The sequence below is a fragment of the Amycolatopsis balhimycina FH 1894 genome, assembly GCF_000384295.1.
In the GTDB taxonomy this organism is placed as follows: Bacteria; Actinomycetota; Actinomycetes; order Mycobacteriales; family Pseudonocardiaceae; genus Amycolatopsis; species Amycolatopsis balhimycina.
Map to the genome: position 1 here is coordinate 4,884,358 of NZ_KB913037.1, position 14,465 is coordinate 4,898,822.

Annotated in this window: 16 protein-coding genes; 5 read left to right on the forward strand and 11 right to left on the reverse strand. The window is 70.8% G+C overall.

The annotated features are described in order from the left end of the window. Positions 1–86 precede the first annotated feature (86 nt). On the forward strand, positions 87–941 hold the full coding sequence (locus tag A3CE_RS0121765) for a 3-hydroxybutyryl-CoA dehydrogenase (protein WP_260473771.1): 855 nt from the start codon (positions 87–89) through the stop codon (positions 939–941). Here the strand turns inward: A3CE_RS0121765 and A3CE_RS0121770 are convergent. The 4 genes from A3CE_RS0121770 to A3CE_RS0121785 form a co-directional block, all read right to left on the reverse strand. After that, positions 926–1,753 carry an ECF transporter S component gene (locus A3CE_RS0121770; RefSeq protein ID WP_020642226.1) on the reverse strand — a complete coding sequence of 276 codons (828 nt, stop codon included), beginning with the start codon at positions 1,751–1,753 and terminating at the stop codon, positions 926–928. The two genes, A3CE_RS0121765 and A3CE_RS0121770, sit on opposite strands and share 16 nt — an antisense overlap. 187 nt (positions 1,754–1,940) lie before the next feature. Then, the gene (locus A3CE_RS0121775; protein WP_020642227.1) at positions 1,941–3,551 is read right to left on the reverse strand and encodes an ABC transporter ATP-binding protein; all 1,611 of its coding nucleotides are present in this window, start codon (positions 3,549–3,551) and stop codon (positions 1,941–1,943) included. Then, on the reverse strand, positions 3,548–4,627 hold the full coding sequence (locus A3CE_RS0121780) for a CbiQ family ECF transporter T component (protein ID WP_020642228.1): 1,080 nt from the start codon (positions 4,625–4,627) through the stop codon (positions 3,548–3,550). Before A3CE_RS0121780 ends, A3CE_RS0121775 begins: the two co-directional genes overlap by 4 nt. Further along, positions 4,617–5,249 (reverse strand): hypothetical protein, encoded by a 633-nt coding sequence (locus tag A3CE_RS0121785; RefSeq protein ID WP_020642229.1) that lies wholly within the window; start codon positions 5,247–5,249, stop codon positions 4,617–4,619. Before A3CE_RS0121785 ends, A3CE_RS0121780 begins: the two co-directional genes overlap by 11 nt. A 178-nt stretch (positions 5,250–5,427) precedes the next feature. Between A3CE_RS0121785 and A3CE_RS0121790 the strand changes: the two genes are divergently transcribed. The 3 genes from A3CE_RS0121790 (at position 5,428) to A3CE_RS0121800 (ending at position 8,191) form a co-directional block, all read left to right on the forward strand. Then, a complete protein-coding gene (locus tag A3CE_RS0121790) occupies positions 5,428–6,336 on the forward strand; it encodes a Gfo/Idh/MocA family protein (protein WP_020642230.1) in 909 nt (302 codons plus the stop codon). 267 nt (positions 6,337–6,603) lie between these two features. After that, positions 6,604–7,260, forward strand: coding sequence for a VanZ family protein (locus A3CE_RS0121795; RefSeq protein ID WP_020642231.1), 657 nt, complete (start codon positions 6,604–6,606; stop codon positions 7,258–7,260). Positions 7,261–7,438: 178 nt separating this feature from the next. Beyond that, a complete protein-coding gene (locus A3CE_RS0121800) occupies positions 7,439–8,191 on the forward strand; it encodes a GNAT family N-acetyltransferase (protein WP_020642232.1) in 753 nt (250 codons plus the stop codon). Here the strand turns inward: A3CE_RS0121800 and arfB are convergent. The 6 genes from arfB to A3CE_RS0121830 all read right to left on the reverse strand — a co-directional run bounded on the left by arfB (position 8,188) and on the right by A3CE_RS0121830 (position 13,070). Next, positions 8,188–8,604, reverse strand: coding sequence for an alternative ribosome rescue aminoacyl-tRNA hydrolase ArfB (gene arfB / locus A3CE_RS0121805; RefSeq protein WP_026468726.1), 417 nt, complete (start codon positions 8,602–8,604; stop codon positions 8,188–8,190). The genes A3CE_RS0121800 and arfB overlap by 4 nt on opposite strands. Before the next feature lie 49 nt (positions 8,605–8,653). Next, positions 8,654–9,724 (reverse strand): phosphoribosylformylglycinamidine cyclo-ligase, encoded by a 1,071-nt coding sequence (gene purM / locus A3CE_RS0121810; RefSeq protein WP_020642234.1) that lies wholly within the window; start codon positions 9,722–9,724, stop codon positions 8,654–8,656. Positions 9,725–9,752: 28 nt separating this feature from the next. Beyond that, complete coding sequence (purF, locus tag A3CE_RS0121815; protein WP_020642235.1) at positions 9,753–11,279, reverse strand: amidophosphoribosyltransferase; 1,527 nt, start codon at positions 11,277–11,279, stop codon at positions 9,753–9,755. Positions 11,280–11,398: 119 nt separating this feature from the next. Next, positions 11,399–11,704 (reverse strand): hypothetical protein, encoded by a 306-nt coding sequence (locus A3CE_RS0121820; protein WP_020642236.1) that lies wholly within the window; start codon positions 11,702–11,704, stop codon positions 11,399–11,401. Next, positions 11,691–11,930 (reverse strand): DUF397 domain-containing protein, encoded by a 240-nt coding sequence (locus A3CE_RS0121825; protein WP_020642237.1) that lies wholly within the window; start codon positions 11,928–11,930, stop codon positions 11,691–11,693. The genes A3CE_RS0121820 and A3CE_RS0121825 overlap by 14 nt, the downstream gene beginning before the upstream one ends. Before the next feature lie 261 nt (positions 11,931–12,191). Beyond that, positions 12,192–13,070, reverse strand: coding sequence for a helix-turn-helix domain-containing protein (locus A3CE_RS0121830; RefSeq protein ID WP_020642238.1), 879 nt, complete (start codon positions 13,068–13,070; stop codon positions 12,192–12,194). A 200-nt stretch (positions 13,071–13,270) separates the two neighbouring features. Here A3CE_RS0121830 and A3CE_RS0121835 point away from each other — a divergent pair, with 200 nt between their 5' ends. Beyond that, positions 13,271–14,068, forward strand: coding sequence for an SAM-dependent methyltransferase (locus tag A3CE_RS0121835; protein WP_020642239.1), 798 nt, complete (start codon positions 13,271–13,273; stop codon positions 14,066–14,068). 16 nt (positions 14,069–14,084) lie between these two features. Here A3CE_RS0121835 and A3CE_RS0121840 read toward each other — a convergent pair whose 3' ends face one another. Further along, positions 14,085–14,465 carry a sterol carrier family protein gene (locus tag A3CE_RS0121840; protein WP_043790989.1) on the reverse strand — a complete coding sequence of 127 codons (381 nt, stop codon included), beginning with the start codon at positions 14,463–14,465 and terminating at the stop codon, positions 14,085–14,087.

A 14,465-nucleotide genomic window follows, 5' to 3' on the forward strand; every position in this document is an offset into this window, starting at 1 on the left:
GGCATCGCCGGAGGCTTCCGGTGACTGCCCTCGCGCGCTGCGTGCTGCCCGGATACGGGGCTGCGAAGCGATGAAGGAGTGAGCCGGTGGTAAGTCGGGTTGGAGTCGTCGGAGCGGGACTGATGGGTTCCGGCATCGCCGAGGTACACGCCCGGTCCGGATTGGACGTCGTGGTCACCGAGGTGAACCAGCCGGCGCTCGACGCGGGCAAGGCTCGCATCGAGAAGTCGCTGCAACGCGGCGTCAAGAACGGCAAGCTCTCGACCGAGGACGCCGACGCGGCCCTCGGCAGGCTCCGGTTCACGACGGACATCGCCGAGTTCGCCGACCGCGATCTGGTCATCGAAGCGATCCTCGAGCAGGAGCAGGCGAAGGTCGACGTCTTCCGCCAGCTCGACAAGATCGTCGAGGCCGAGGACGCGCTGTTCGCGTCCAACACGTCGTCGATCCCGATCATGAAGCTGGGCATGGCGACGAGCCGGCCGCAGCAGGTGGTCGGCATCCACTTCTTCAACCCGGTGCCGGTGCTGCCGCTGGTGGAGCTGGTGCCCTCGCTGCTGACCAGCGAGGAGACCACCCGCCGCGCGGAGGAGCACGCGACGACGGCGCTGGGCAAGACGGTCATCCGTTCGCAGGACCGCGCCGGGTTCATCGTGAACTCGCTGCTGGTGCCGTACCTGCTCTCGGCGATCCGGATGATCGAGTCGGGCTTCGCCTCGGCCGAGGACATCGACCGCGGCATGGAGCTGGGCACCGCCCACCCGATGGGCCCGCTGCGCCTGTCCGACCTGATCGGACTCGACACCATCAAGGCCATCGCGGACTCGATGTACGCGGAGTTCAAGGAGCCGCTGTACTCGTCGCCGCCGCTGCTGCTGCGCATGGTGGACGCGGGCCTGCTCGGCAAGAAGACCGGCCGCGGCTTCTATTCGTACAGCTGACTCTGGTCGAACCCGACGGGCGCGTCGAAAGCCGCCCGCCGGGCCGCCCGGCGAAGGACGGTCAGCACGGCCGGTCCCAGCAGGACGATGGCCACGGCGTTGGTGATGGCTCGGCCGGTGTCCCAGCCGAGGGTCGAAGTCAGGACCGTGTAGACGGCGAACCGGTGCAGGTTGTCCAGCAGCGGCGCGCCGGGCACGAACCCGAGTTCGGTAGCGGTCCCGGCGAGGAACGGCCACGTCCACAGGCTCATCAGCAGCCCGAAGAAGTAGGCCGCGAAGACGCCGTAAGCGACCAGCAGGGCGATCTCCGCCTTGCCACGAGCCTTCGGCAGCACCCCGGCGCCGAGCCCGATCATCGACGACGCCAGCATCTGGAACGGCAGCCACGGCCCGACACCGGCGGTGAGCAGCGCCGACGTGAACAGCGACGTCGAGCCGAGCACGAACCCGAAGCCGGGCCCGAACACGCGCCCGGCGAGCACGAGCAGGAAGAACACCAGCTCGATGCCCCCGGTGCCGGCCCCGAGCGGCCGAAGACCGGCGTTCACGGCCGACAGCACACCGAGCAGCGCGAGCGCCTTGGCGTCGATGCCACCGCGGGACAGCTCGGCCAGGACGACCAGGATCAGCACGGGCAACGTCGCCATGAACACGAACGGCGCATCCATGGCGTGCGCGGCCGCGCTGGGCCGGGGGTGCGCGAAGAGCGGCCAGCAGAACATGGCCAAGCCGAGGAGGCTCGCGACACCGAGGACCAGCGCGGGCCGCAACGTCAGGCGGACGGCGCGGGGCGCGCCGAGGAACTCGGTCATGCCGCCGCCTCCGCCGCTCCAAAGGCGCGGCTGGGCGCGTTGACAGGCGAGGTCCGCGGGGCGTCGCCTCGGCACCGAGCCATGGCCGGCGGCCCCGCCGGAGGGGCCGCCAACCGCGGGCCGGCGGCGGAGCGCGCTCGTCTGCTTCGGCCCCCGCCCCCGCCCCCCACCCCCGCCTCCGCCACCCTCACTTCAATGCCTCCGACACCTCGTCGACCGTCAGCCACGGCTCCGGGGCCAGGATCTTCGCCACCTGCGGCGCGAACGCCGGCGAGGCGACGATCACCTCCCTCGTCGGGCCGTCCGCGACGATCTCGCCCTCGGCCATGACCACCACGCGGCCGGCCACCGTGGCCACGAACTCCACGTCGTGGGTGGCCAGCACCACCGCCCGGTCCTGCGAGGCCAGCTCTCGCAGGACCGCGGCGAAGCGCCGTTTCGCGTGGTAGTCCAGGCCGCGGGTGGGCTCGTCGAGCAACACGACCGGCGGGGCCGCCGCCAGCTGGACCGCCAGCACCAGCGCCAGTCGCTGCCCTTCGGACAGATCGCCGGGGTGCGCTTCACCGGCGATCCCGGGGGCGAGCCGGTCCAGCAGGGCCCGGGCCGTGCCCGCCGGTACCTCCGACTCGGTGTCGGCCTGTGCGCACTCGGCGTCCACCGAATCGAGGTACAGCAGGTCGGCCGGGGTCTGCGGGACCAGCCCCACGCGCTGACGGGCCACTCGTGGCTTGAGCGACGCAGGGTCGGCGCCGCCGACGTCGACCTTCCCCGCCGACCTCGGCCCGCTGCCCTGCACCGCCCAGAGAAGCGACGACTTGCCGGAGCCGTTGCGTCCCATCAGCGCGACCACTTCTCCCGGTCCGACACGCAGGTCGACCCCGCGCACCGCCAGGACATCTCCGTATCGGACCACCACCCCTCTCACATCCAGTGCCGAACCGGTCACCGAGAGACTACGACCCACCACCGACAGTTTTTGAAGACTCGGCGCGAGGCGCGAGCGCAGCGGCCCCGCGACCCGCCTCGCGTCCCGGACCGACAGCGGCAACGGTGACCAGCCCGCGAGCCGCCCCAGCTCGGCGATCGGGGGTGCGATCGAAGACGTCGCCAGGATTTCGGCGGGCGGCCCGGACCGCACCGAACCGTCGCCCGGCAGGTACAGCAGCCGGTCGGCGTACTGCGCGACGCGCTCCATCCGGTGCTCCGCGACGACCACCGTGGTCCCGAGGTCGTGCACCAGCCGCGTGATCACCGCGAGCACGTCCTCGGCGGCCGTCGGGTCCAGCGCGGACGTCGGCTCGTCCAGGACCAGCACGCGGGGGTGCGCCGTCAGCACCGAGCCGATCGCGACCCGCTGCTGCTGCCCGCCCGAGAGTGTCCGAAGTGGACGGTTGCGCAGCTCCGCGATGCCCAGCAGGTCCAGCGTTTCCTCGACCCGCTTGCGCATGACGTCCGGCGGGACCGCCAGCTGCTCCATCGCGTACGCGAGTTCTTCCTCGACGGTGTCCGTCACGAACCCGGAGAGGGGGTCCTGCCCGACGACGCCGACGACCGAGGCCAGCTCACGAGGCGGAAAGAGCGAAGTGTCCTGCCCGTCGACGCGCACCCGCCCGGCCAGCCGTCCGCCGGTGAAGTGCGGGACGAGCCCGTTGATCGCGCCGAGGAACGTCGACTTGCCGGCCCCGGTCGGCCCGGCGACCAGGCACAGCTCACCCTCTTCGACCTGCAGGGAGACGTCCGAAAGCGCCGGCCGCGCCGCGTCCGGGTAGGTCACCGTGACCCGCGAGAACTCGATCACCGGACGACCTCCGACGACGACGAAGACGAAGGGGCAGGAGGCGCGACAAACGCCGGCAGCACTGCCACCAGCAGGGACAACGCGTGCGCCGAAGAGACTTCCGGCCAGCGCAGCGGGCTCAGCGACGGGTAGAGGTTCCCCGGGGCGACGCGGGCGGTCACGAACAGCAGCCCGCACGCCCCGGCGCCCGCCGCCACGACCAGCGTCTCCGGCCACCGCCACGGATCCGGCCGGTACGCCGTCCGCCGCACGCGCCGGCCTCCGAGGACGAAGCCCGCGACCGCCACCGCCAGCCCGGCCGTCAGCAGCGGGACGCCGAGCCAGGGCGTCGTCCCGTCGAGCACGCCGTAGACGCCGACGCACACGCCGACCAGCCCGGCCAGGACGCAAGAAGCGATCAGCAGCCGCACGCCGGGACTCAAGTACGCCCGGCGGCCGTAGCCCCGGGAGTCCATCGCGGCCGCCAGCCGCAGCGACCGGTCCATCGCGTCCTCCAGCACCGGGACCACGATGCCCTTGACCGCCCGAAGCCCGCGAGTCCGGCCGGCCCGCAGCCGGCGGGCCCGCCGCACGCGCTGCACGCTCTCGACGAGCTGCGGAGCGACCGTCAGCGCCACCGTCACCGCCGTGCCCACCTCGTACAGCGCCCCCGGGACCGCCTTGAGCAGCCGTTTCGGGTTGGCCAGGGCGTTGGCCGCACCGACGCAGACCACCATCGTCGCCAGCCGCAGGCCGTCGTAGAACCCGCCGAGCAGTTCCTCCGCCGACGTCGGCCCGAGCAGGGACAACCCGGCGGTCAAGGTGATCCGCGGCAGCGTGAACAGGACGTGCCCGCCGTCCTCGCCGCCGATCAGGATCCGGAACAGCACGCGTGAGGCGACGATCAGCGCGCCGACGTAGGCGTACAGCCGGAACGCCAGTGCCCAGGGCGCGTCACTCCGCCGGTTCGCGACGACGAACCCGGCGACGGCGATGATCAGGCCGAGCAGCAACGGGTTCGTGGTGCGGCTGGCGGCGACGGCCAGCGCGAGCGCCCAGACCCACCAGGCGCCGGGGTGCAGAGCCCTACTGTTCACGCCGACGCCGCCGGCGCGACGAGATGAACACCCCCGCGGCACCGATCACCAGGATCACCGCGGCGCCGATCACGAACCCCCACGGGAATTCGATGTCGCCGGCCACCGCGACGTCCGGGACAGCTGTCCCGGTTTGCCGGACCGGCGGCACCCGAGGCGGCGCCGGCAGGTCGTTCGCGGACTTCGGACGCGCGAACGCCCACCCTTCGAACCCGCCGGGGGCCGGCTTCGCCGTCTGGGCGCCTTCCTGGCTCGACTGCCAGGTGCCGCCCGCCGGCGCGTGCCAGTAGCTCCAGTACGCCGTGGCCGACGGCATGCCCGCGCAGGGCTCGACGTCGGGGCCGGGCTTGCCGTCGATCCGGCAGGCCACGGCGAGGCCGTACTTCTGCGAGCCCACCACCTGGAACCCCGCCTCCTGCAGGGCGGCGATGCCGTTCGCGGGCGTCCCGGGAGCGCAGCGGATCGACGACCCGGGGCCCAGGTCGCCGAAGTCGACGACCACCGTCACCCCGCCACCCGCGGGGCACGCCCCCTCGGTGGCCGCCGCGGACGCGGGCGCGGCGCCGGTGAAGCCGGCAGCGAGCAGCAGTGCGCAGACGGCGACGAAGCGGGACGCGATCATGCAGGCACTTTACTAATCCGGCCAAAAGTAGGCCGACCCCCCACGCGGCACGCAACCGTAGCTACGAAGCCATTCGGCCGTGACTGTGGTCGGATTAGTAATGATCGGCACAGTCACCACGTCGGCGGCTGCCGAGGTGCGGTTCCGGCGCGACGCGGGACACACCTAGACTGCGGCCGTGGGACAGCTCATCGCGGACGGACAGCTGCGCGTCGGCCTGATCGGTGCCGGCCCGTGGGCGGCGACGGTGCACGCGCCCGGACTGGCGGATCACCCCGGCACGGCGCTGACCGCGGTCTGGGCCCGGCGGCCGGAGGCGGCGCAAGCGCTTGCGGAGACGCACTGCACGACCGCCGCGGGCAGCGTCGAGGAGCTGTTCGAGCAGGTGGACGCGGTCGCGTTCGCCGTTCCACCGTCGATCCAGGCGCAGCTGGGCGTGCGCGCGGCCGAAGCCGGGAAGCACCTGATCCTGGAGAAGCCGATCGCCGCCGACCTCGACGGCGCGCAACGGCTGGCCGACGCGGTCGCGTCCGCCGACGTCGCCGCGCTCGTCGTGCTGACCCTGCGCTACGCGGCGCAGACCCAGGAGTGGCTCGCCGGCCTCGCCGAGGCGGGCGGCTGGGCGGGCGGTGGGGCGCGCTGGCTGTCCGGGGCCCTGCTCGGCGGCCAGTACGCGGCGTCGGAGTGGCGCCAGGACGACGGCGGCGCGCTGTACGACATCGGCCCGCACGCGCTCGACCTGCTGGACGCGGCGCTCGGCCCGATCACCGACGTCGTGGCGGCTCGGCGGAGCCCCGGCGACCTCTGGCACCTGATGCTGGCCCACGAGGGCGGCGTGATCAGCACCGCCACGCTCTCCCTGCGGCTGCCGGTGCAGCCGACCGTCGTCGAGGTCGCCGTCTGGGGACAGCACGGCTACCGGACGCTCGGGCGCAAGCCCGGCTCGGCGCAGGAGTCGTACACCGCGCTGCTGGACGACTTCGCCGCGATGATCGCGAGCGGCACGACGACGCACCCCTGCGACGTCCGGCGCGGCCTGCACCTGCAGACCTTGCTCGAGCAGGCGCTCGAACTGGCCGCGAAGTAGTACACAGGTCCGCTTCGCGCTCTTTCCTTGCAGCACAACACTTTCGCACTTCTCGCGCGAATTCATCCACAGGTTGTCCACAGCCTCCACTGTGGACAGTGCACCCGCTGACCGAACCACGGGAAGACAACCGGCGCCACCGGAAAGATCACCGAATAGTGCGGTCCGCTCAGAATGCCGAGTCGATCTTGTGATGCGAAGGTGATCTTGGGAGGGGTCACTTTCATCGCGCATTGTCGATCTTGAGGGGTTCGAGAAGGGAGGCGCATGGATGCTCTGCTGCGCGCCTTCTGGGGGATGATTCCGGTTTCCGCCATCGCGCTGCCGTACGCGCTGCTCGGCTGGCCACTGCTCGCGGCCCGGCGCCGCCGAAGACTACCCGCCCGCTACGCGACCGCGTCCGCCGGCGTCGACTGCGCTGTCTTCTTCGCCGCTTTCCTGGTGTTCTTCCTGGTCACGATGCCCGTGGGCGACTCCGCCGGCAGCACGCTCGACCTCGTGCCGGGTGCGGACATCACCGCGGCTTTCAGCAGCGACGGTTCACTCTGGCAGGTGGTCGGCAACGTCCTGCTGCTGAGCCCGCTCGGCGCGCTGCTCCCGCTGCGGATCCGCCGCCTGCGGGCGCTGCCGCGGGTCGCGCTGGCCGCGTTGATCGCATCGGTGCTGGTGGAAGGTACGCAATATCTGATCCACGACGGCCGGGTGACGTCGACCGACGACGTCCTGCTGAACGCGGCGGGCGCGGCGCTCGGGGCGGCCCTCAGCCGCCGCGGCTGGCGTTCGCTCGACGTGCCACCGCCGGTCCCGGTGGTGATCCCGGCGCCTCGCCGCACGATCTGCGAAGCCCCGGCGCTCACGCTGCGGGTGCCGCGGTCGGTGTGGGACACGCGTTACGCGGCCATCGCGCACCCGGAACGCCAGTAAACCGGTTGCGGGCCGTGCGATCATCGCGGAAGAAGAGCCTCCTTCGAGTCAAGGAATGACCGCCTATGCCTGGCGCCGTCTCCGGCGTCGGCCTCCGCTAGGCCCGACGCCCAGCGACCTGCCCGCAGACCCGTTTTCGAGGGTTGCGGTTCCTTGACGTGCTTTTCGAAAGGCTCGAATGTCTGCCATCCAGACGTATGTCCGCAAGACGGCGCCGCGCGGCCGGGCGACCGAGCGGGTCGGCCCGTTCCTCGCCACCTACTCGCCGGGCACGGCGCACCCGATGCTCAACTACGCGATCCCGGACGACGGCGCGCAGCCGACGGCGACCGAGATCGACGCGCTGACCGAGGCGTACCGGCGGCGGGACCTGCTCCCGCGGCTCGAGTACTTCACCGACGTCGCCCCCGACCTGGAGAACCTGCTGGTCGAAGCGGGGTATGCGCTCGAACGACGGGTCGCGCTGATGACCTGCACGCCGGCCGGGTTCACCGGCCGTCCCGCACCGAGCGGTTACGCCATCCGCGAACCGGAGTCCGGCGAGGACTACCGGCGGATGCGCTCGGCGCAGAACCGCGCGTACGGCGAACCAGCCGAAGTCACCGAAGAAGAGACCGAAAGGGCGGAGAAGAGCAAGGCGGCGGGAGTCACTTCGGCACTCGCCGAGGACCTGGTCACCGGCGAGGTCGTCGCCGGCGGGGTCGCCCTCGAAATCGTCGACAGCACCACGGAGATCGCCGGCATCGGCGTGCTCGGCACCCATCGCGGACGCGGGCTCGCCGCCGCGCTCACCGCGTTCCTGACCCGCGACGCGTTCGCGAAGGGCGCGCACACCGCGTTCCTGACCCCGGGTGACGCCGGGATCGGGCGCATCTACGCCCGCGTCGGCTACCGGCCGGCGGGCGAGTGCGTGCACCTGTCATTGGGTTAATCCTCGAAGCGGCCGGAGCGGCCTCGTTTCACGTCGCTCCGGCGCTTCTTCGACGCCAGGCGGCGCTCCTTCGAACCGCGGGACGGCTTCGTGGGGCGTCGCTTGGCGGGCGGCGGTGCCGACGCGTCGAGCAGCAGGTTCGCCAAGCGGCCACGCGCCGCCTCACGGTTCTGCAGCTGTGACCGGTGTTCGCTGGCGGCGATCGTCAGGACGCCGTCGACCAGCCGCGAGCCGAGCCCGGTCAGCACCCGGTCACGCAGGTGCTCCGGGATCGACGGCGACGCGGCGACGTCGAAGGACAGCTCCACCCGCGAGTCCGTGGTGTTCACGCCCTGGCCGCCCGGGCCGGACGACCGCGAAAAGCGCTCGCTCAACTCGGCTCCCGGGATCACGAACCGGGAGCCGATCACCACGTCTTCGGCTGCCACGTCAACCAGTGTGACAGCCGCGATCAAGTACGTTTCAGAACCGCGGGTGGTCGCCCGAGAGCACCGCGCGCGGGCCGTCGACGTCACCGGCGGGCTGGACGTCGCCCAGCACCCAGGCCGGGACGTGTCGCGCGGTGAGCATGGCCAGCGCCCGGTCGACGTCCTCGGCACCGACGATCGCGACCATGCCGACACCCATGTTGAACGTTTTCTCCAGCTCGGCCCGCTCGACCTTGCCGCGCTGGCCGATCAGGGCGAACACCGGCGCCGGGGTCCAGGTGCCGCGGTCGAGCCGGGCGACCAGGCCGCGCGGCATGACGCGGGCCAGGTTCGACTCCAGGCCGCCGCCGGTGATGTGCGCGAACGTCCGGACCTCGGTCTCGGCGGCGAGCGCCAGGCAGTCCTTCGCGTAGATCCGCGTCGGCTCCAGCATCTCCTCGCCGAGGGTGCGGCCGAACTCCTCGACGTGCCCGCCGAGCGGCATCCGGGCGATGTCCAGCAGCACGTGCCGGGCCAGGGAGTACCCGTTCGAGTGCAATCCCGACGAGCCGAGGGCCAGCACGACGTCACCCGGACGGACCTTTTCCGGCGAGAGCAGCTGGGACGCCTCGACGACGCCGACGCCGGTGGCCGACATGTCGTAGTCGTGCTCGCCCATCATCCCCGGGTGCTCCGCGGTCTCCCCGCCGAGCAGGGCGCAGCCGGCCTTGACGCACCCCTCGGCGATGCCGCCGACCAGCGCGGCGATCTTCTCCGGGTGCACCTTGCCGACGGCGATGTAGTCCTGCAGGAACAGCGGCTCGGCCCCGGTCACGACCAGGTCGTCGACCACCATGGCGACCAGGTCGATGCCGACCGTGTCGTGCTTGTCCAGCGCCTGCGCGACCGCGATCTTGGTGCCGACGCCGTCGGTCGACGACGCGAGCACCGGCTCCTTCCACTTGTCGAGCCTCAGGGAGAAGAGCCCGGCGAAACCGCCGACACCACCCATGACCTCGGGCCGCGTCGCCCGCTCGGCGTGCGGCTTGAGCAGCTCGACGGCGTGCTCGCCGGCGTCGATGCTGACGCCGGCGGCGGCGTACGTGGCGCGCGTGGACTCGCTCACGGTGGACGGACTCCCTACTGGAAGGAACTCAGGGACGCCGGACGGCGTCTTCGGCACCGTACCCGGCGGGGCTGACGGGGGTCGCCGCGCCATTGACCGCGTCGAGGGTTTCGAGCAGGTGTTTCCCGATCAGCGCGTCCTCCGGGAGCGGGATCGGGTACTCGCCGGAGAAGCACGCCGTGCACAGCCGCGACTTCGGCTGTTCCGTGGCCGCGACCAGGCCGTCCAGGGAAATGTAGCCCAGGGAGTCGGCTCCGATCGAGCGCCGGATGCCGTCGAGGTCGACGCCGTTCGCGACCAGCTCGGCCCGCGACGCGAAGTCGATGCCGTAGAAGCACGGCCAGCGGACCGGCGGCGACGCGATCCGGACGTGCACCTCGAGCGCGCCGGCCTCCCGCAGCATGCGGACGAGCGCGCGCTGGGTGTTGCCGCGGACGATCGAGTCGTCCACCACGACCAGGCGCTTGCCGCGGATGACGTCGCGCAGCGGGTTCAGCTTGAGCCGGATGCCCAGCTGCCGGATGGTCTGGGACGGCTGGATGAACGTGCGCCCGACGTAAGCGTTCTTCACCAGGCCGGTGCCGTAGGGGATGCCGGAGCCCTGCGCGTAGCCGATCGCGGCCGGGGTGCCCGACTCCGGCACCGGCATCACCAGGTCGGCCTCGACCGGCTGCTCGGTGGCCAGGCGGCGGCCGATCTCGACGCGGGTGGCGTGCACGCCGCGGCCGGCGATCGTGGTGTCGGGGCGGGCGAGGTAGACGTACTCGAAGACGCAGCCCTTGGGGTCCGGGTTCGCGAACCGCGAGGAGCGCAGGCCCGCGGCGTCGATGGCGATCAGCTCGCCCGGCTCGACCTCGCGGACGAACGACGCGCCGACGATGTCGAGGCCCGCCGTCTCGCTCGCGACGACCCAGCCGCGCTCGAGCCTGCCGAGCACCAGCGGGTGCACGCCGTGCGGGTCGCGGGCCGCGTAGAGCGTGTTCTCGTCGGCGAACACCAGGCAGAAGGCGCCCTTGAGGGTGGGCAGCAGCTCCACGGCGGCCGCCTCGATGCCCTTGTCGGCGGCGTTCGCGGCGAGCAGGCCGCAGATCAGGTCGGAGTCGCTGGACGAGCCGGTGAGGCCGGCGTGCGGCTTGAGGCCCGCCGCGATGGTGCGTTCACGCAGCTCAGCCGTGTTGACGAGGTTGCCGTTGTGCGCGAAGGAGATTCCGCTGCCGGTCGCGGTGGTGCGGAAGATCGGCTGCGCGTTCTCCCAGATGGTCGCGCCGGTGGTCGAGTACCGGCAGTGCCCGACGGCGATGTGGCCCTGCAGCGACTGCAGGATCTGCTCGTCGAACACCTGGCTGACCAGGCCGAGGTCCTTGAAGACCACGATCTGCGAGCCGTCGGAGACGGAGATGCCGGCCGCCTCCTGGCCCCGGTGCTGCAGGGCGTAGAGGCCGTAGTAGGTCAGCTTCGCGACTTCTTCCCCGGGAGCCCAGACGCCGAAGACGCCACACTCCTCGCGGGGTTCCGGGTCGGGCTGGTCGGACACGACTTGCGGGTCGGAAACCACCGAGGAGCTCCTGGGAAGACGTGGTCAGGCCGGTTCCGAGTGTAGACGGTCCGGTCATGAGCCAGGCCCCGCCCGACGTGGCACTGACCACTTCGGACGGGGCCCGCAAGTCTTCACCCCTAGCACGCATCCGACAGCGAGAGGATCTCCGCGAGGACCTGTGCGCCTTCGCCACGGCGGCGCCACAGCCACCGCTCCGGCTCCAAGATGTTCTCTTCGGTGCCGGGCATCCGGGTCGCCACGACGTCGTCCTCGGCGTTCAGCCGGACCACGTCCACCACGTCGTCATGCACCCGCACGCCCACGACGGCGAGAACTTCGCCGTGCTCGTCGGCGGGGTGGACGAACTGGTAGCCGCGAGCCACCAGCTCCTGCAGTCCGGTTTCGATGTCGATGGCGGGGGCGACGGCCTCAGCCGAGGACATCGTCGAATTCACCGTCCTTCGCGCCCGCCAGGAACGCCGCCATTTCCGCGCGTGTGTACACGAGCGCGGGGCCGGTGGGGAACCGCGAGTTGCGCATCGCGATCTCACCGTTCGACAGCGGTGCCACTTCGACGCAGTTGCCCACCGCGCCGCTGTAGCTCGCCTTGCGCCATTGGGCGCCGGAGAGCCGATCGGCCGGGATGCCGTTCTCGAATCGCTCAGCCATGGTCCCACCTCTCGATGCGGAAATCTGCTGCGGGCTATGCATCTGCATGTGCATTTGCCCGCGTATCCGAGGCTAGCACGTGTGACTGCAACGGTAAATGCACGTGCAGAATTTCTTGCAAAGTTCTCGGACGGTAAAGAATCACGAGGTCGCGGTTAAGCGATCGAGTGACAGGCACATACCCGATCGGACTAATAGCTACGGCGAGTTACCGCTCAGCGGCATTGACAAGCTGTCGAATCAGGGCCCGACCAGGACTTTCTAGATCTCCTGCCGACGCTTCGCGAGCAAAGTCCGGCTCCGTTCCGGCGTCTCCGCGTCGACCGCCAGCATGTCGAGCGCGCGGCTGTACTTTTCGATCTCTTCGCGTTTCTCGATGTAGTGCGCACCGGTCAGGTACTCGACATACGCGATGTTCGGCAGTTCCGGCTCACCGAACCGCAGCAGCGAAAACGCGTGTTCGGCGGACAGCCCGCTGCGCGAATACGGCAGCACCTGAACCGACACGTGCGGCAGCGCGCTCATCTCGAGCAGGTATTCGATCTGCTCCTTGAGAACCTTCATGCCACCGATCGGGCGGTACAGCACCGACTCGTCGAGCACCATCCACACGCGCGGCGCGTCCGGCCTGCTGAACATCTTCTGCCGCCGCATCCGCAGCGCGACGAGCTGGTCGACCCGCTCGTCGGCCATCTCCGGACGGCCGTGGCTGAAGATCGCCCGCGCGTACGGCTCGATCTGCAGCAGGCCCGACACGTAGATCGGCTCCCAGATCTGGATGCGCGCGGCGGCTTCTTCGAGGCCGACGAGGTCGGTGAACCAGTTCGGCATGGTGTCGCCGAAGCGGCGCCACCAGCCTGGCTCGTTCGACTGCTTGACCATGTCGAGGAACGTCTGGCGCTCCGTCGAGTCCTCGACCCCGTACATCGTCAGCAGGTCGGTGACGTCGCGTTCCTTGAACCCGACCCGGCCCAGCTCGAGGCGGCTGATCTTGGATTCCGACCCGCGGATGTTGTAGCCGGCCTGCTGGCGGGTGATGCCCGCCTCTTCACGGAGTCGGCGAAGCTGCGAGCCCAGGATCATCCGGCGGGCCGTCGGGCCGATGTTCTGTTCGCCACCGGCCGCGTTCACCGCGTTCATTCCCGGACCTTCCGCACTCATATCACCAGGGGGTTCTAACCCGACTACCGAAAGTACACGTTAACCCGTCCTGCGCAAAGGGGTGACCCGGTTTACCGCGTGCGCGCACCGTCCTACTGTACGTAGAGCACGAGACTTTCGACACAGAACTTGCGAGGTTCAAAATGCCCGACGCCGCGACCCGGACCGAACGAGTTCCCGTGGGGGTCGACCCGACCCGAGCGAGCATCGCGCGCGTGTACGACGCCTTCCTGCTCGGGAAGGACAACTACGAGATCGACCGGGAGGTCCTGCACAAGGTGCAGAAGGCCGCCCCGGAAGCGCAGGACCTGGCGTTCGAAAACCGGGGTTTCCTCATCCGGGCCTGTCGCTTCCTCGCGAGCCAGACGGGCATCACCCAGTTCCTCGACTGCGGCTCCGGCCTGCCGACCGCCGAGAACACCCACCAGGTCGTCCAGCGGATCAACCCGGACATCCAGGTCGTCTACATCGACAACGACCCGGTCGTGCTCGCCCACGGCCGTGCGCTGCTCGAAGAGAACGAGAACACCCACTTCGTCGCCGAGGACATCTTCGAGCCGCAGCGGATCCTCGAGAACGAGGTCGTCCGGCAGCACATCGACTTCTCGGAGCCGATCGCCTTCCTCCAGATGGGCACGCTGCACCACTTCAACGGCCCGTCCGAGCGGCCGGCGGAGATCATGAAGGAGTACGTCGACGCGCTGCCCTCGGGTTCGTTCGTGGCGGTGTCGCACTTCTTCGACCCGGAGGACGAGGACTCCGCGACGGCCCGCCGGATGGAGGACTTCTTCCTGCACAGCCCGATGGGCTCGGGCACGTTCCGCACACAGAAGGAGATCGAGGGCCTGTTCCCCGGGCTCGACATGGTGCCCCCGGGCGTGGTCCGGTGCGCCGACTGGTGGCCGGACGGCCCGCGGCTCAAGGAGCTCAACGTCGCCCAGCGGACCATCGCCGGCGGAATCGGCCGCAAGCCGTAACCCACGCACCCGTCCGTCAGAGCCGGACGAGGGGGAGCCAGTGGGAAAGGTCGGCCCGGGTGCCCGACGCGGACACCCGGCCGTCCGCCACGGCCGTGGTCCAGTCCAGTCGCCCGGTGGCCAGTTCGAGCCACGTCCGCGGGTCGGTCTCGATCACGTTCGGCGGGGTGCCCCGCGTGTGACGCAGGCCCTCGACGCACTGCACCGCCGCGAACGGCGGCACCCGCACCTCGACCGCCCGGCCCGGCGCGTCCGCCGCCAGCGCCCGCAGGCTGAGCCGGACCGCCGCGGCCAGTTCCGCGCGCGCCGGATCGGGCGCATCGCCCTGCAACCACGGGGAAATCACCAGCACCGCCGCGCGTAACTGTCCGGGGTCGACCGAACGCGAAGAGGCCAT

Bases quoted from the DNA above. Each gene is read 5' to 3' on its own strand.
- A3CE_RS0121770 (WP_020642226.1), bottom strand. From the start codon at position 1,753: ATGACCGAGTTCCTCGGCGCGCCCCGCGCCGTCCGCCTGACGTTGCGG.
- A3CE_RS0121785 (WP_020642229.1), bottom strand. From the start codon at position 5,249: ATGATCGCGTCCCGCTTCGTCGCCGTCTGCGCACTGCTGCTCGCTGCC.
- A3CE_RS0121795 (WP_020642231.1), top strand. From the start codon at position 6,604: ATGGATGCTCTGCTGCGCGCCTTCTGGGGGATGATTCCGGTTTCCGCC.
- A3CE_RS0121800 (WP_020642232.1), top strand. From the start codon at position 7,439: ATGTCTGCCATCCAGACGTATGTCCGCAAGACGGCGCCGCGCGGCCGG.
- A3CE_RS0121820 (WP_020642236.1), bottom strand. From the start codon at position 11,704: ATGTCCTCGGCTGAGGCCGTCGCCCCCGCCATCGACATCGAAACCGGA.
- A3CE_RS0121825 (WP_020642237.1), bottom strand. From the start codon at position 11,930: ATGGCTGAGCGATTCGAGAACGGCATCCCGGCCGATCGGCTCTCCGGC.
- A3CE_RS0121830 (WP_020642238.1), bottom strand. From the start codon at position 13,070: ATGAACGCGGTGAACGCGGCCGGTGGCGAACAGAACATCGGCCCGACG.
- A3CE_RS0121840 (WP_043790989.1), bottom strand. From the start codon at position 14,465: ATGGCCTCTTCGCGTTCGGTCGACCCCGGACAGTTACGCGCGGCGGTG.